This window comes from Bradyrhizobium sp. USDA 336, assembly GCF_044908355.1.
GTDB classification, from domain to species: domain Bacteria; phylum Pseudomonadota; class Alphaproteobacteria; order Rhizobiales; family Xanthobacteraceae; genus Bradyrhizobium; species Bradyrhizobium yuanmingense.
In genome coordinates this window covers 7,180,025-7,194,397 of sequence record NZ_JBIYDC010000002.1, presented here as the reverse complement: position 1 = coordinate 7,194,397, position 14,373 = coordinate 7,180,025, and the positions used below count along the sequence as shown (strand labels likewise).

At 59.2% G+C, this 14,373-nt stretch carries 12 protein-coding genes; 1 reads left to right on the top strand and 11 read right to left on the bottom strand.

Going from position 1 to position 14,373, the window contains the following annotated elements; all coding sequences use genetic code 11:
• Window position 1: 1 nt before the first annotated feature.
• From hypF to ABIA45_RS34640, 11 genes are all read right to left on the bottom strand, one after another.
• Window positions 2–2,257 carry a carbamoyltransferase HypF gene (hypF, locus tag ABIA45_RS34690; protein WP_404655043.1) on the bottom strand — a complete coding sequence of 752 codons (2,256 nt, stop codon included), beginning with the start codon at window positions 2,255–2,257 and terminating at the stop codon, window positions 2–4.
• Window positions 2,254–3,201: a hydrogenase nickel incorporation protein HypB gene (gene hypB, locus ABIA45_RS34685; RefSeq protein WP_404655805.1), complete on the bottom strand. Its 948-nt coding sequence runs from the start codon at window positions 3,199–3,201 to the stop codon at window positions 2,254–2,256. Before hypB ends, hypF begins: the two co-directional genes overlap by 4 nt.
• On the bottom strand, window positions 3,201–3,542 hold the full coding sequence (hypA, locus tag ABIA45_RS34680) for a hydrogenase maturation nickel metallochaperone HypA (RefSeq protein WP_225124674.1): 342 nt from the start codon (window positions 3,540–3,542) through the stop codon (window positions 3,201–3,203). The genes hypB and hypA overlap by 1 nt, the downstream gene beginning before the upstream one ends.
• Entirely contained in the window at window positions 3,535–4,626 is a 1,092-nt protein-coding gene (locus ABIA45_RS34675) for a hypothetical protein (protein ID WP_404655042.1), read from the bottom strand. Before ABIA45_RS34675 ends, hypA begins: the two co-directional genes overlap by 8 nt.
• Before the next feature lie 91 nt (window positions 4,627–4,717).
• Window positions 4,718–5,575: a hydrogenase expression/formation protein gene (locus ABIA45_RS34670; RefSeq protein WP_225157492.1), complete on the bottom strand. Its 858-nt coding sequence runs from the start codon at window positions 5,573–5,575 to the stop codon at window positions 4,718–4,720.
• Window positions 5,576–6,192: 617 nt separating this feature from the next.
• On the bottom strand, window positions 6,193–6,483 hold the full coding sequence (locus ABIA45_RS34665) for a HypC/HybG/HupF family hydrogenase formation chaperone (protein ID WP_035999129.1): 291 nt from the start codon (window positions 6,481–6,483) through the stop codon (window positions 6,193–6,195).
• A 16-nt stretch (window positions 6,484–6,499) separates the two neighbouring features.
• Window positions 6,500–7,084 (bottom strand): HyaD/HybD family hydrogenase maturation endopeptidase, encoded by a 585-nt coding sequence (locus ABIA45_RS34660; RefSeq protein WP_225124677.1) that lies wholly within the window; start codon window positions 7,082–7,084, stop codon window positions 6,500–6,502.
• A gap of 11 nt (window positions 7,085–7,095) precedes the next feature.
• Entirely contained in the window at window positions 7,096–7,812 is a 717-nt protein-coding gene (gene cybH / locus ABIA45_RS34655; RefSeq protein ID WP_035999123.1) for a Ni/Fe-hydrogenase, b-type cytochrome subunit, read from the bottom strand.
• 4 nt (window positions 7,813–7,816) lie between these two features.
• Window positions 7,817–9,607, bottom strand: coding sequence for a nickel-dependent hydrogenase large subunit (locus ABIA45_RS34650; protein ID WP_404655040.1), 1,791 nt, complete (start codon window positions 9,605–9,607; stop codon window positions 7,817–7,819).
• 12 nt (window positions 9,608–9,619) lie between these two features.
• Window positions 9,620–10,720, bottom strand: coding sequence for a hydrogenase small subunit (locus ABIA45_RS34645; RefSeq protein ID WP_035999169.1), 1,101 nt, complete (start codon window positions 10,718–10,720; stop codon window positions 9,620–9,622).
• A gap of 507 nt (window positions 10,721–11,227) precedes the next feature.
• Entirely contained in the window at window positions 11,228–11,908 is a 681-nt protein-coding gene (locus ABIA45_RS34640) for a molybdate ABC transporter permease subunit (RefSeq protein ID WP_404655803.1), read from the bottom strand.
• A 1,083-nt stretch (window positions 11,909–12,991) separates the two neighbouring features.
• Between ABIA45_RS34640 and dctA the strand changes: the two genes are divergently transcribed.
• Complete coding sequence (gene dctA / locus ABIA45_RS34635; RefSeq protein WP_225124680.1) at window positions 12,992–14,314, top strand: C4-dicarboxylate transporter DctA; 1,323 nt, start codon at window positions 12,992–12,994, stop codon at window positions 14,312–14,314.
• Window positions 14,315–14,373 lie beyond the last annotated feature (59 nt).

Below are 14,373 nucleotides of genomic sequence, written 5' to 3'. Positions count from 1 at the left end.
GTCAGGCAGATCCTCTCCCGGCGGACGACTGTTGAGCAATCTGTAGAGCGGCAATCCAGGCTTGGCCAAGGCTCAAACCGCCATCACTGGGCGGCAGCCGCCGCGGCACCAACGGTGTAAGACCGGCAGCGCTGCAACCGCGCGGGATCTCGTCCGCGAGCACCGCGTTCAGGAAGCAGCCCCCGCTCAGAACGACGGTGTTGACGCCGGTTGTCCGCGCGGCGCACGTGACCCAGTCGACGCAGGCGGCGACGAAAGTGCCATGAAACAGCCCGGCTCCGCCTGCGGCGTCAATGTCATCAGCAATCAACCGCGAAAATAGCGGATGAAGCGACAGCACGCCGCCATCGATCGTCCAGCCGGCTTCGAGAATCGCTGCCCGCCGCACCAGCGCTTCGAGCTTCATCGCTGCTTCGCCCTCATAGCTCTGCAAATGCCCAATCCCGAGCAGCGCCGCTGCCGCGTCGAACAACCGTCCCGCACTGGTCGTGGTGGTCCCGCCCGGCTGATCGAGCAAGTCCGACACATACGCGGCTTGCCGTTGTGCCGCAAAACGCTGCCCGATTTCGTTGCCCCTGCCGAGCCCGTGTAAGACTGAGCTCGCCATACGCCACGGCTCGCGGGCTGCACGATCTCCACCAGGCATCTGCAGAGGCGCTAAGTGCCCGATGCGACGGGACCACGCCCCTTCGCACAACAATAGTTCGCCACCCCAGTTACCGCCGTCGGAGCCGAAGCCATGGCCATCGAGCACCAGGGCAAGCGCTGGTCCCGCATGCCCATGCTCGGCGATCACTGCGGCAGCGTGTGCGTGGTGATGCTGGACCGCGATCAGCGCGCGAGCATTTGCTTGCGCAAAGCGGGTAGAAGCCATATGGGGATGCAGATCATGGGCGAAAGCGACAGGTTCCACGTCAAGGCTCGATGTGAGGTGTCGGATCGTCTTCTCGAACGCACGGATGCCTTCGGCCGTATTTAGATCGCCAATATGCTGAGAGACGAACGCTTGGTTGTCCCGGGTGATGGTGACGGTCGATTTCAGTTCGCCGCCGACGGCGAGCACGGGCGGGACGGATCTCGCAAGCCGGATCGGCTCGGGAACATAGCCACGGGCACGACGAACGAATTGCGGCCGGCCAGCCACCACCGAAACCACGGAATCATCAGCACGCGTCAAGATATCGCGATCATGGGTCACGACAAGATCGGCGATTCCCTTGAGCCGCCGCAGCGCCTGCGCGTTGTCAATCAGGAGCGGTTCGCCGCAAAGATTGGCACTGGTGGCCACCATGACCGGGCTAGACCCCGCACGTGCACCTGGCGAGCGAAGCGCATGGAAGATGAGGTGATGCAGCGGCACTACGGGCAGCATGATACCAACTCGCGATAAACCAGGTGCTATGGCGGGCGCCAGATTGTTGCGCGATGGCAGGAGGACGATGGGACGTGCTACGGATTTTAGCAGCGCTAGCTCGGGCGCGTTCGCCTCCGCGATCTCGCTGACGCGCTCGACGGAGTCGACCAAAACCGCGAACGGCTTCTGAAGGCGGTGCTTTCTCCTGCGCAAACGCTGCACGGCATCCTGATTACGCGCATCGCAAAGAAGCTGGTATCCGCCCAGCCCCTTTATCGCCACGATCTGCCCCCGCGCGATTGCCGCGACAATATCGCTGATCCCATGGCTGAGCCGAGGACCGCATGCTGGGCACGCGATCGCCTCCGCGTGAAACCTGCGGCTTGCCGGATCGGCATGGTCAGCCGCGCACGCGGCGCACAAACTAAAAGCCCTCATCACAGTGTTGCGGCGATCGTACGGAAGCCGTTCGGCGATGGTGTAGCGTGGGCCGCAATGGCAGCAACTGATGAAGGGGTAGAGGTAATGCCGATTTTCTGGATCGAATAGCTCTTTGAGGCATTGCTGGCAGACCGCGGCGTCAGCGACGATCTGCGTTGACAATTTGCCGGCTTCGCTCGTACCGATCGAAAAGCCCTTCGCTGCGAGCGCCGTAGTCTCGCGAACGCAGATGTCGACTATGCGTGCCAATGGAGGCGCCTCGAGCGGCAACGTGGCGACAAACTCCGAGGCGCGGTGGCCCTCAACCTCGATGATAACCCCCTCAGGGCCATTGATGACAAACCCCGCCAATCCGTACCGAACGGCAAGTCCATAGACGTAAGGACGAAAGCCGACCCCCTGCACTGCCCCACTCACGACCACGCGCAGCCGTGTTCCGTCGCAGGTGGCTGCGGCGCTCATTGCCCTTTGTCCTCGAACGCGTGCCTCTGACGGCCCGCCTGTCTATCGATCCAGGCGTAGAGCGCGGCAAAGCCTTCGCCAGTCCGAGCCGAAACTACAATCACGTCGATCTTTGGGTTGACCCATCTGGCGTATTCGATGGCCTTGTCCACATCGAATTCGAGCAGCGACGCTAGATCAATCTTGTTAATCACCATGAGCGACGAAGCGGCAAACACATCAGGATATTTGAGCGGCTTGTCTTCACCTTCAGTAATCGAGAACACTACGATTTTGCAGGTTTCGCCAAGATCGAAGCCAGCGGGACAGATCAGATTACCCACGTTCTCGATGAAGAGAATACCGCCCGAGAGCAGCGGCAGGCAGCGATAAGCCTCGCCGATCATTGCAGCGTCGAGATGACAATTCTTGCCGGTATTGATTTGAACGGCTGGGACGCCGGCGGCCTGAATACGTTTGGCATCGTTCGAGGTCTGCTGGTCCCCTTCGATGACCCCGACCCACCGGCTGCGCTTGAGCTCGGACACCGCGCGGACGAGCAGTGTCGTTTTGCCAGCACCGGGGCTGGACAATAGATTAAATACAAGCAGGTCATCGGCTACGAAGAGCGCGCGATTGTTCGCCGCAATTCCATTATTCTTGTCCAGAATATCGCGCTCAATCTCAACGAGCCGCTTTGTGCTCTTGCCACAGCCCCTCAAATCAGGCGGATCGACGCCGCTCGGACGCGCCTGCGCGTTATGCGGCTGGTGATTGGCTGAGCGAGGAGAGCGATTATAGCTATCACCAGGGTGGTTTGACGGCGGCGGCCGTCGCTCGCCCGGTGGAAGGGTAGAATGGCAATCTCGATCGTCCTGAAGGGATCGCTCATGCATCTCCGCATCATTCGGCTCGGCGCGTTTTGTGGACGGCGTCCCTTGGTGGCAGCCGCAAACAGTACACATCAATCGATCTCCAGCTCTTTCACGCGCATCTGTTCGCCCGCGGTCACCTGCAGGTGATAGCTGCCGCAGCAAGGGCAGCACTCACCGCGCCGAGTAATTTCGACGCTCTTCGAACAGCTCATGCACCAGGCAACGCCTGGCAGTTCGACGATGTTAAGAGCCGCGCCCTCGGCAATGGTCCGCCTTGCAGCGGCAGCAAAGCAGAACCTGATCGCTTCAGGCGCCGCATGACTCAGCGCTCCCATCTCCAGACAGATGCTCCGCACCCGCGAAGAGGATCGCTCGTGTACCTTCTCCTCGACGATCTGAATGATGCCAAGACAAATCGCCATTTCATGCATCGCGAACTTCGCTAAGGTTGAGGGTGAACGCGACGCACGGATCGAGCGATGCAATCACCGCATGAACTGCATCTTCGCGTCTTCGAGCCGTCAGCACCGCGCCTTGCAGGTTCCGTACAAGCGGTCCGCGCCGGTGGAAATTCCACTCCGTCGGCGCAAGGAATTCGAAGCGGGATATTCGGCCCTGAGCATCGAGTTCAACCGCGTGGTAGAGACGGCCCCTAGCGCATTCGACCGCGGCCGCTGCACGGCGCGGCCCTAGCTTATATCTTTCGATGATCCCATGCTCCGCGGCACCAATCTGAGCGCCGGCCTTGAGCCAGGCACATAGCCGGAGGATTTCATTAATTCTGGCCATCAGCCGCTCGGCCGCACCGAAGGGTCCCAGCGGGAGCCGATCCCGGCTGACCTGGCGCGCCCATGGACCCGTCTCGGGCACATGTCCGTCAACATCGGGACAATAGCAGAACGTCGAGTCATCCCCGAGCAACCGTTTCGTGATGTTGAGGTCGTCAGCAACAGACAGGAATGAGTGCCCCGCCGGGATTGACTTCACGTCGACGTCATTAAGCGCCGCAACGCGAAGCGCCAGCGGGCTACCAGACCTCAGCGCCTCCCCCTCATGTAGACCGAGCGCGGCCAGCGCAGCGACAATCCGCGCGGTTGCTTCGCGTTGAGCGGAGCTCCAGGCTGGCTGTGCGGAGCGGACAAACGCTGACAGTTCCGACATCAGGGAGCGGATTGCTGCCGCACTGGCGACATCTAACGTAAGATGTCCGACAAAAAGGCTCCGTGCCAAATCCGCGATGCGCTCAGTAACGATCAGTGCAATCCGCTGCTGCCTTGTTGCGCGGGTGATCACTTCGTCGCGCGCCGTCTCGAGGGCGGACAATAATGCAGTTTTCTGCGCAGCGACACACAACGCGAAAAGCCGCGGCAGCACGGTCAGCACTGTCGAGGGCTCCTTTCCGGCGAACACCCGCGCCAGCGGTGGCCGGACTCGCGGCAGGATCTCGACCGAGGCGACTACGTCGGCAGCTAGCAATATGTGGACATCGATTTTGTTGCGGGCAACAAGGCTCATGCGCAACACTCCGCCATCATCCCGCGCAAGCTATAGTCCATGCGCATGCGCCGTCTGCGGGATCCCACCCGATGCCGAATGCCCGACGTCTTCATGTGAAGTACGCCTCGATAATTTCCTGCATGCGCTCGGCTGAGTCCTGGAAATCCTCATCGGCAGCCAACGCAACAATCGGCACGCCGCCGATCTCCAGCGTATCAAGGATGATGTCGTCCGTAGAATTGAAGAACTGCACGGACCAGACATTCCTGATCCCGGTCGCCTGCACTCGGCAGGTGCCGTAGCCGTGCAACATGAGTTGGACCGGTCCATTGCCCAAGCTTTGCTGTAGGAATGCCAAATCCATAATGCTCATTGGCAGTGACGTCAGATTGATGACATGGGCGTGCATGCCTAATCGCCAGACCCTCGCCCGCTCGCGTATTTCGGCCAGCACCGGTTGAACGTTCATCGCGCCATTCGGCGGCATGCCGATCACAAGATCGGCGGACGTCAGGTCAGTTGCGGCACGCCGAACAATCTGCGGAATCGACCCGACCTCAACATATTCATGCGCGGGCTCGGTGCCGATGCGCAAGCGCCAGATTCCCGCAAGCACAGACTCCCGGATTTGCGCCAAAGAGCCATCTGGCAGCGCAACGACGCCGGCCACCTCACCTTCTCCGAGCAATTCGTCGATCAACTTGCGTTCGCCATCGCTAAGATTTGCGAGTCCGTACAGTTGTGTCCGAGCACCGCTTCTCTGACCGCGAACGGCAGCAGCGGCGTTTGCTAACAGCAAGGTGGCGTTCGGATAGTTACTTCCACGCTCGTCCGCATCGCGCCAGGCGCCGCCGGCGAGCGCACTCATGGGGCCGGTATGGAATACATCGAGACTTGCAGAGCCAGTGGCAAGGTCGCTCGTGGCCCGGTCGGCGCCGCCGGATACAACGGAGATCGCTGGTTTCATGATACGAGGTTCCGTTGTCCGCATCGAGGGGCAATGCACTTGCCGACGCAAGTGCTGGCGGCGTGTGCCCTAATGATCGGTACGGAGATGCGGTTGATCGCAAGCAAACGGCCCGATCTCTTGCCAATCAGGCAGAGTTCATCGTGCCTAGAGCATGGGTTCGGCGTCGACGGTCTACGTCGACCGAGCCTGCCGACTCGTGTGCCATTAACGATGCGGAAAACCACTGCGCCTTGCGTGCCTTGCCGAAACCTCTTGACAACTTCAAGAAGGAAGAATGCGAGCTGGATGATCCGGAGCTCGGCCGCCGACAGCGGCATCACAGTCACCCCCACTTGAGGGTGCGCGGCTAGGCGCGCATCGACGCTGACGCCCTCCACGTCGGACGGAGGGGGTCGCGCCGAACCATGCTGCGCCGGCTGCAATTTCATCAGACGCCTTTCTCATGTTGTTCGTTTCTGCTAGCAGGCGGTTAGCAAGGCGCATGCCAATCATGCTCTGGCCGCGCCTCGCACTCGGACCAACGGCGAAGCGCCTGATATTTTCCAGGCAAACGTTACGTGCGATTGGAATTCGAACTGTGAGATCCCTTCAGTCGGCGCAAGCGAGCGGAACGGCTAGCGTAAGTGCTCCGGCAATTGTGGCTCGTGACCGATCAAGTCCGCAAAGAATCGATCGATGTCCTGGCCGTTGAGGCTGGCCTCAAGCCCGACAAGTGCTTCCGAGATCAGTCTTGCTTCATTGTCGTCCAAAACCCGCACCGCGCTGTCGATATGAACGAGCACCTTGGCGCCGACCGGTACATCGGCGAGCAGCATGACCGAGACGCGCCGCTGTTCATTGCCATACTCGCACAGCGCCGTGATACCGTCGGTCTCGGCAATCGTCATTGGCAGGCCAAGGCACATTGTCAGTCGCAGGCCGCTAGACGGGCTGCGCCCTCATCTCATAATTCGCATCGTCGATGCTGTTCGCCAACAGCCGTTCTGATGCAGGCAGCGGCGCTCCCCGCGGTTTTGCCGGCGAGCCCCACTGCGCTAGGAGCTTACAAGCCAGTTCAATCGCAGGCGCAATCTGAAAGCGCACCGGCGCGGTCAGAGGACCGCCCCAAGTCTCCAGGTCCAATGGCTGACAGCCGATGAGAGCGAGCTCTCGCGGGCGGCGGCCAAGAAAATCGGCCGCGCTCAAGACCTCCTGAAAACCGGTCTGATGCAGGCTCACTTTCTTGGCACCAGTAAACTTTGGCACTTCGCCATCTCGTACCAGCTCCAACTGCCCGGGCGGCAATCCATAGTCGATGGCATCGAACACGACCAGGCAATCGGCCTGTTCAAGAAAACTGACGAGGTAGAGTCCCTGGGTACCGCCATCGAGGACGGTGACATTATTATCGACGGCATAGCGGCTATGAAACTCTTCGACCACTCGCACGCCGAAGCCCTCATCGGCCCACAGGATATTGCCGATGCCGAGCACGAGGATCCGTTTTTTGTCTTTCGGGTTGAGCATTCGCTTCCCGGTCAATCGCCAAACCCGCGCTCAGCCGATCTTTTGGAAAAGAAGCTGCGCCGCGATATGATGTATTCCCGGATCACCGCGTAGATGTGGACCAGCGCGAACATCACGATGACCCACAGGCCGAGATGATGCAAGGTGTGGACGTCCTGACTGTTCGGCCAGATTGAAAACACCCAGCCGAACACCTTGTACTGCCAGCTGTCAGTACCGGCACCTTGCCCATAAAGTGCAAACCCAGTGACGACCATGAACGTGATCGTCTGTGTAAACATGAAGAACATTGCGAGCTGAGCAAGGCGATCGTGCCCGGGGCGCCTGTCAGGATCCCCTGTAAGGAACGCATACCAGAGTATCTCCTGATACACCTCCCGCCAGAAGCACCCGCGCCAGAGCGGCACGCAAAAGATCTGGACGGCATGCGCATTTCCCATCAAGGCCCAGTAGATGCGCAGAAGAAAGCCAACGCTGGCCACATATCCCGCCGAGAAATGGGCAAAGCGGATATAGCCGAACAGGAAATTGCCGCTTGCCTCTCCCTTCATCGCTGGTGTGCCGGTCCCAATAAGGTAGCCGGTTAAACTTAGTACCAGAATGGCCGCCGCGTTAGCCCAATGCCACAGTCGCACCGGCGCATAAACGTAGGCGACGCCACCGCCAATGCTACGATCAGTCGGTGCAGCATCGTCGGCGGCGAGGAGCTTCCGAGCCCTATTCAGCATGGACCTAACGCACTTTGACTGAAGCCATTTCTTGGCCCTCAGGACTCATCACGTGGGTCGAGCAAGCCAAGCACGGGTCAAAGGAATGGATGGTGCGCAAGATCTCCAGGGGCCGCTGCGGATCGGCCATCGGGGTACCGATCAGCGAAGCTTCAAAAGCGCCAATATTGCCTTTGGAATCCCGAGGAGATCCGTTCCACGTCGTCGGAACGACACATTGATAATTGTCGATCTTAGCGTCCTTGATCTTGATCCAGTGGCCGAGTGCACCGCGAGGCGCCTCAGTGAACCCGTAACCCTTGGCCTCCTTACGCCAGCTTTCCGGGTCCCACCTGCTAACGTCGGCAGTTGCCGTATTGCCTGCCCTGAGCTGGACTACGAGCTTATCCTGAAAATAACGCATCTGATGCGCCGCCCACTGGCATTCGAGCGCCCGCGCCGCTGTACGGCCAAGCGTCGAGAACAGCGCAGTCAGAGGGAGATTGAGCCCCTTGAGCAGTCTCTCGGCGGGATCCTTGAACTCGGCTTTGCCTTGCGCATAACCAATGATGTATCGCGCCAACGGCCCGACCTCGACGGCGTGGCCGCGCCAGCGCGGCGCTTTGATCCAGGAATACTTGCTGCCTTCGTCGAGTTCCTTGATATCTGTCTTGCTGCCCTTGAATTCTGGCCCAAGTTCAAAGCTCGGCTCGGTGATGCCGTCCCAGGGATGCAGCCCACCGCAATCGCTGGGGTATTTATACCATGAATGCGCGACGAATTCCTGGATCTGCTCGGGATCGCCATGGTCGATCGGCAGTATCTCCTTGAGATTGCCATTAAGAATGACCCCGCGCGGCAGCTTGAGACTTTTCGCAGAACAGTCATTGGCGTTTTCGGGGATGTCGCCATAGGACATCACGCTTTTGCTCGAAAGACCACCGCCGTGGAGCCAGTCCTTATAGAACGAGCAGATTGCAGCAATGTCGGGTAGATAGACCTGCTCGACAAACTCGATCGAGCGGGCGACGATCGAGGACACGATATTCAGTCGTTCCATATTGATCGCGCCCACCGCACCGATTCCGTCGATGTTGATCGCGCAGGGTACGCCGCCGACCAGCCAGTTCGGATGCGGGTTCTTGCCACCATAGATAGCTTGGATCTTGACGATCTCCTTCTGGAAGTCGAGCGCTTCCATATAATGAGCTACCGCCATCAGGTTTGCTTCCGGTGGTAGCTTGTAGGCTGGATGCCCCCAATAGCCATTCTTGAACGGACCGAGTTGCCCTGACCCGAAGAATTTGTTGAGCCGGATCTGAAAATCTCTGAAATAGCCGGGGGATGACAGCGGCCAGGGCGAGATAGACTGCGCCAGTGCGGAGGTCGACTTGGGATCGGCGTTGAGCGCGGAAACCACGTCGACCCAATCCAACGCATGCAAGTGATAGAAATGTACGACGTGATCATGCACGAGCAAGCACAACTGCATGATGTTACGGATCGAATTGGCATTCTCCGGAATCGTAATTCCTAGTGCATTTTCAACCGCGCGCACGGAGGCGAGCGCATGGGTGCCGGTGCAGACCCCGCAGATCCGCTCGGTGAACGCCCAGGCGTCGCGCGGATCGCGCCCGCGCAGGATGACTTCGATGCCACGCCACATCGTCCCGCTTGAGACCGCATTGCGGATTACATTGTCGGAATCGAGATTGGCTTCGACGCGCAGGTGGCCTTCGATCCGCGTCAGCGGATCGATGACGATTCGCCTGCCGGAACGATCGAGACTGAACCCATTCGGCGTCTGGACGGCCACCGTCGTGTCTCCTCAACTCGGTTTGCCTTTATCGGCCGCGCGATCCGGGTTGTGAGTCCACCGATTCACGGCGGTGACCGCCGCATGGGCAGCGACGGTTAGCCCGACCACGCCGGCAGCGGCCATGCCGATCTTGTCGGCGTTCTCCTCAATGCCGAACTGCTTGATGGTTGTAAGTCGGTCGTAAAATGACCCTTTGTCCCAGAAGCCGTCCTCGGAACAGCCGAGGCAGCCGTGGCCGGATTGAATGGGAAATGAAACGCCGCCGTTCCACCGAACGGCCGAACAGGCATTGTAGGTGGTTGGCCCCTTGCAGCCCATCTTGTACAGGCAATAGCCCTTGCGGGCGTACGTATCGTCCCACGCTTCGACGAATTGGCCAGCGTCGAAATGGGAACGCCGATAGCACTTGTCGTGAATGCGCTCGGAATAAAACATACTCGGACGTCCTTGGCGATCGAGCTCCGGAAGCTTTCCGAATGTGATGATGAAAGTCACGAGACCACTCATGATCTCTGCGATAGGAGGGCACCCGGGCACCTTGATGATGGGCTTGTTGGTGAGCACCTTATCGATTGGCGCCGCGCCAGTCGGATTGGGCTTGGCCGCTTGCACGCATCCCCAGGACGCACACGTGCCCCAAGCGATAACCGCCATGGCCTCTTCCGCCATCGACCTGAGCTTTTCAACGAACGGTTTGCCGCCGTCAATGCAGAACATGCCACCCTCCTTCAACGGTGGATTGCCTTCGACTGCGAGCACATACCTGCCTTTGTACTTGGCACGAGTTTCTTCCAGGATGGCCTCAGCCTGGTGTCCAGCCGCCGCCATGATCGTATCGTCGTAGTCGAGCGAAATCATCGACAGCAGCGCGTCTTTGATCAAGGGATGGCCCGAGCGGATAAAGCTTTCCGAGCAACAGGTACACTCGAGCCCGTGCAACCAGATGACGGGCACACGCGGCTTGGTTTCCAGGGCCTGGGCAATACTGCTTGCGGTGAGCGAACCAAGTCCCAAGCTCGCGGCCGTCACACTACAGAATTTGTGGAAACTACGGCGCGTGATACCCTGACGTCTGATCACGCTGTAGAACGTTTCCGTTGCATCAGCCATGAAACCTTCCAAGTGAGTAGTCGTGGCCGTTACGAATTGCTGGCGGTTTAGCAAGAACCAGGCCAGCGAAGCGAAACCCTTAAGACATCAAGCGACCGCTGAGATTTGCAAAATTGTGAACCTGGCCACCTGCCAGTAGCTTTGCCATGGATCTGTCATGCTAATGGTTCAGTTGCGGAGATGTGAGCACTTGAACAACTCAGCATGAAGGTTCACCACTGCACGGAGACTAACCTACAATCGCGACACTCGTCAGCCCGATTGTCGAATAGAATTGGTGCAGTTGACGGGCACCGCAATGCGCGCTCCCCCAAGGCGCTGCTGAGAAACGCCGATCTCATCGGCCGCCGCTTCGGGCAGAGGCGCGGAGTGCACCGATTGAGAGCGAATCCAGCGGCTGCCGTGGCGATAGCAAGCTTGTTCATTGTACCCTCGGAAGGATGGATGGGCCCAGTTTGCAAGACTGCCGCCCGCATTATCGGATGTCGGGCGGCAGTCCTAAGACGATTAGGTGCCCCTCCTGGCACAGTGTCTGTCGATGAGCGCCAAAGTGAAGATTGTCGCAAAGGCGAACATCACCATACCACCAGCAACCACACTTGCCTCACGCCAGCGCGACGCTTGGACGTAGTCTACGACGTATGCCGACAACACCTTGGTGCGCCCAGGAATATTGCCGCCGATCATCATCACGACGCCGAATGTGCCGATCGTATGAGAAAAGCCAACCACGGCGGCTTTAACAAATTCCAATCGCGCCAGTGGCGCGGTGATGGCGATGAAGGCATACAACCGCGAAACGCGCCCGGTCGTCTCCAAGGGGAAATCGCCTATCGCAACAAAGGCGTTACGGATCGGCTGCACGACCAACGGCAGCGCCGAGAGGACCGATCCGACCACGATTCCGGCGAAAGTAAAGGCCAGCGTGCGCTCGCCCCAGAAAGAGGCGAGAACGCCACCCGGTCCGTGGGGGCCGAGCAAAACGAGGACGCAAAAGCCGAGAGCCGTTGGCGGCAGCACCAGCGGCAGAGCGATCAACGTGGCCACCGCCTCGCCCGCAAAGGTCTTTGAGCGCGCTAGCCACCAAGCCAGGGGCACACCAATCAAGAGAAGGATCACGGTCGTCAAGCTGGCGAGCTCAATCGTGAGCGCAAGGGATTGCGAAATCTCTGCCCAAACCACATCCATCTGCGTCAGCCCGCCAGGGAGCGCGGGCCGACGTATCCTGACAGTGATGGCCTGCACGTGCGGCTCACGCAGCGCGGTGGCGCGAATCGCCAGTTGGTCGCGCGGCAGCTCGTGGCGGCCGCCAAATTCACGCGCTTCGTTTGTGCGAGCAAGAGCGGCATCGCAAGCCTCATCGACAACTCCTGTGGCAGGTCCGCTTCGGTTCATGCGACGGCGGCAACTTCTCATTTGGCATCAGCAATTCCTGTGCCGGGTGCGAACAGTGGCAGCTCTATGCTCAGCGAGAGAAATTCGCGTGGACGGCGACGTCACTTTGGAGTGGACCTAACACTCTGTTAGGTTTCCGGCACCTTTGTTTCCGAGCAGACAGCGACGGCCCTGCAACGAAGCGTTAGAAATTGTCAGCCGAAGAGATGCCTGTGTGATTGGTCGACGGCTCGCCGCGCCGGTAGTGGAGCGGACCGCAGGAAGCCCGCCGTTTGGCAGCAACACGAACGGATAGCCGAGAACTCGTTGTAAGCTGCTTCTGCGACGGCGCAAAAAGCGCGAGGGGCCGCGAGCGAAGCCGGCCTCGTGACCGCCCTGGCCAATGCGGATCGTCAGCACAGGCCTGGAGACAAATGGCTTTTACGAACAATCTTGTTTTCCAAGCCGCGCTTCCATCCGGCAAATGCGTGCAATCCAAACTATCGATTTTACCGATGCCACGTGTTGTTGCATCGATCTCAGCACTGTGTGCATATCGATCACGCTAAGGCTCCCAGTCGAGACGTAACTCCGCCAATGTGCGCTACGCTGCAATTATTTTGTTCGACCTTGCGAATGCGGTCCGCGCTCGACTCAGTCAATGCCGCCCAGGCAGACGACTTGTCCACGACTAATCAATCGGCCGCAGTTTAGGCATCTGGTGCATATCTTGCTTAACGAGAATGGACAACGTAACTACACGCCTGCCTTTGGAAGGACGCGCCGGCTCCCGGAACCGTCTTCAATCGGACACGGCTAAAATGATGAGTCTCGTATGACGCTGCCGCCTCTGAAGCGCGGCGGCTCACATTCGAGTATATTCGGGAAGGAAGCGTCATGACCACCATGGCAACTGCGGCGCCTGTACGCGCGTCGCAAGCTTGGTATAAGATACTCTACGTTCAGGTGCTGATCGCGATCTTTATGGGCGCCGTGGTCGGCTGCCTCTGGCCATCTCTAGCCACCAACGACTGGATTAAGGCTCTCGGTGACGGGTTCATCAAGCTCATCAAGATGGTGATCGCGCCGATTATTTTCTGCACCGTCACATCTGGTATTGCGCATATTCAGGATGCGAAGAAAGTTGGATCCGTCGGCCTCAAGGCGCTGTTCTATTTCGAGATCGTCTCCAGCTTTGCCTTGCTGTTGGGCCTTGTTATGGGCAATCTCGTCCAAATCGGCCATGGCCTTGCGGTCAAGCCGGATGCTGCGGCGGTCGCCAATTACGTCAAGCAGGCGGAAGCTTCGAAGACCGTCGACTTTTTTCTCAACATCATTCCCGATAGCGTGGTCGGCGCCTTCGCTCGCGGGGATGTTCTGCAGGTTCTCCTGTTCGCGATCCTTTTCGGCTTTTCTCTGATGGCTCTGGGAAAGCGTGGGGAGCGGCTGCGCGGCATGATTGACGACGTCGCGCACGCAGTGTTCGGCGTAATCGCTATTGTAATGAAAGCCGCCCCGGTCGGCGCCTTCGGCGCCATGGCGTTCACGGTCGGCAAGTTTGGGCCGGCAGCACTCGGTAATTTGATCGGCCTGATCGCGCTGTTTTACGCAACTGCCGCGCTGTTTGTTGTGGTGGTGCTCGGCCTGATCGCGCGCCTCGTCGGCTTTTCAATTTTCAAGTTCCTCCTCTATATCAAAGGCGAGATTCTGATCGTGCTCGGTACTTCGTCCTCCGAAAGCGCACTGCCGCAATTGATGGAGAAGCTCGAGCGGCTGGGCTGCTCCAAGACGGTCGTCGGACTGGTGGTGCCAACTGGCTATTCCTTCAACCTCGACGGCACCAACATCTATATGACACTTGCAACATTGTTCATTGCCCAGGCACTCGGCGTCGATCTCTCCTTTAACCAGCAGCTGACGATCTTGCTTGTGGCAATGCTAACGTCGAAGGGAGCAAGCGGCGTCACCGGCGCTGGCTTCATCACCCTCGCTGCGACATTGTCGGTGGTAAACCCAGCGCTTGTGCCGGGCATGGCAATCGTGTTTTCGATCGACAAGTTCATGAGCGAGGTGCGTGCCCTGACCAACATCATCGGCAATGGCATCGCGGCCGTGTTCGTATCCTGGTGGGAAGACGAGCTAGAGCACGGAACGCTGCAGGCTCGGCTCAACCAGCCCGCAGTTTCGACCACTATCGACCCTACAAGCACAATGAAGTAGGTCCCCGGATCTTAACCGCCACCAGCCGAACCCGAATTGAATGCAAGATTCACACTTCT

Excerpts from the sequence above, each read along its gene's own strand:
- hypB (WP_404655805.1), bottom strand. The coding sequence starts at position 3,201 with ATGTGTACTGTTTGCGGCTGCCACCAAGGGACGCCGTCCACAAAACGC.
- hypA (WP_225124674.1), bottom strand. The coding sequence starts at position 3,542 with ATGCATGAAATGGCGATTTGTCTTGGCATCATTCAGATCGTCGAGGAG.
- dctA (WP_225124680.1), top strand. The coding sequence starts at position 12,992 with ATGACCACCATGGCAACTGCGGCGCCTGTACGCGCGTCGCAAGCTTGG.
- ABIA45_RS34660 (WP_225124677.1), bottom strand. The coding sequence starts at position 7,084 with ATGCTCAACCCGAAAGACAAAAAACGGATCCTCGTGCTCGGCATCGGC.
- hypF (WP_404655043.1), bottom strand. The coding sequence starts at position 2,257 with ATGAGCGCCGCAGCCACCTGCGACGGAACACGGCTGCGCGTGGTCGTG.
- ABIA45_RS34640 (WP_404655803.1), bottom strand. The coding sequence starts at position 11,908 with ATGGATGTGGTTTGGGCAGAGATTTCGCAATCCCTTGCGCTCACGATT.
- ABIA45_RS34645 (WP_035999169.1), bottom strand. The coding sequence starts at position 10,720 with ATGGCTGATGCAACGGAAACGTTCTACAGCGTGATCAGACGTCAGGGT.
- ABIA45_RS34670 (WP_225157492.1), bottom strand. The coding sequence starts at position 5,575 with ATGAAACCAGCGATCTCCGTTGTATCCGGCGGCGCCGACCGGGCCACG.
- ABIA45_RS34665 (WP_035999129.1), bottom strand. The coding sequence starts at position 6,483 with ATGTGCCTTGGCCTGCCAATGACGATTGCCGAGACCGACGGTATCACG.
- cybH (WP_035999123.1), bottom strand. The coding sequence starts at position 7,812 with ATGCTGAATAGGGCTCGGAAGCTCCTCGCCGCCGACGATGCTGCACCG.
- ABIA45_RS34675 (WP_404655042.1), bottom strand. The coding sequence starts at position 4,626 with ATGAGCCTTGTTGCCCGCAACAAAATCGATGTCCACATATTGCTAGCT.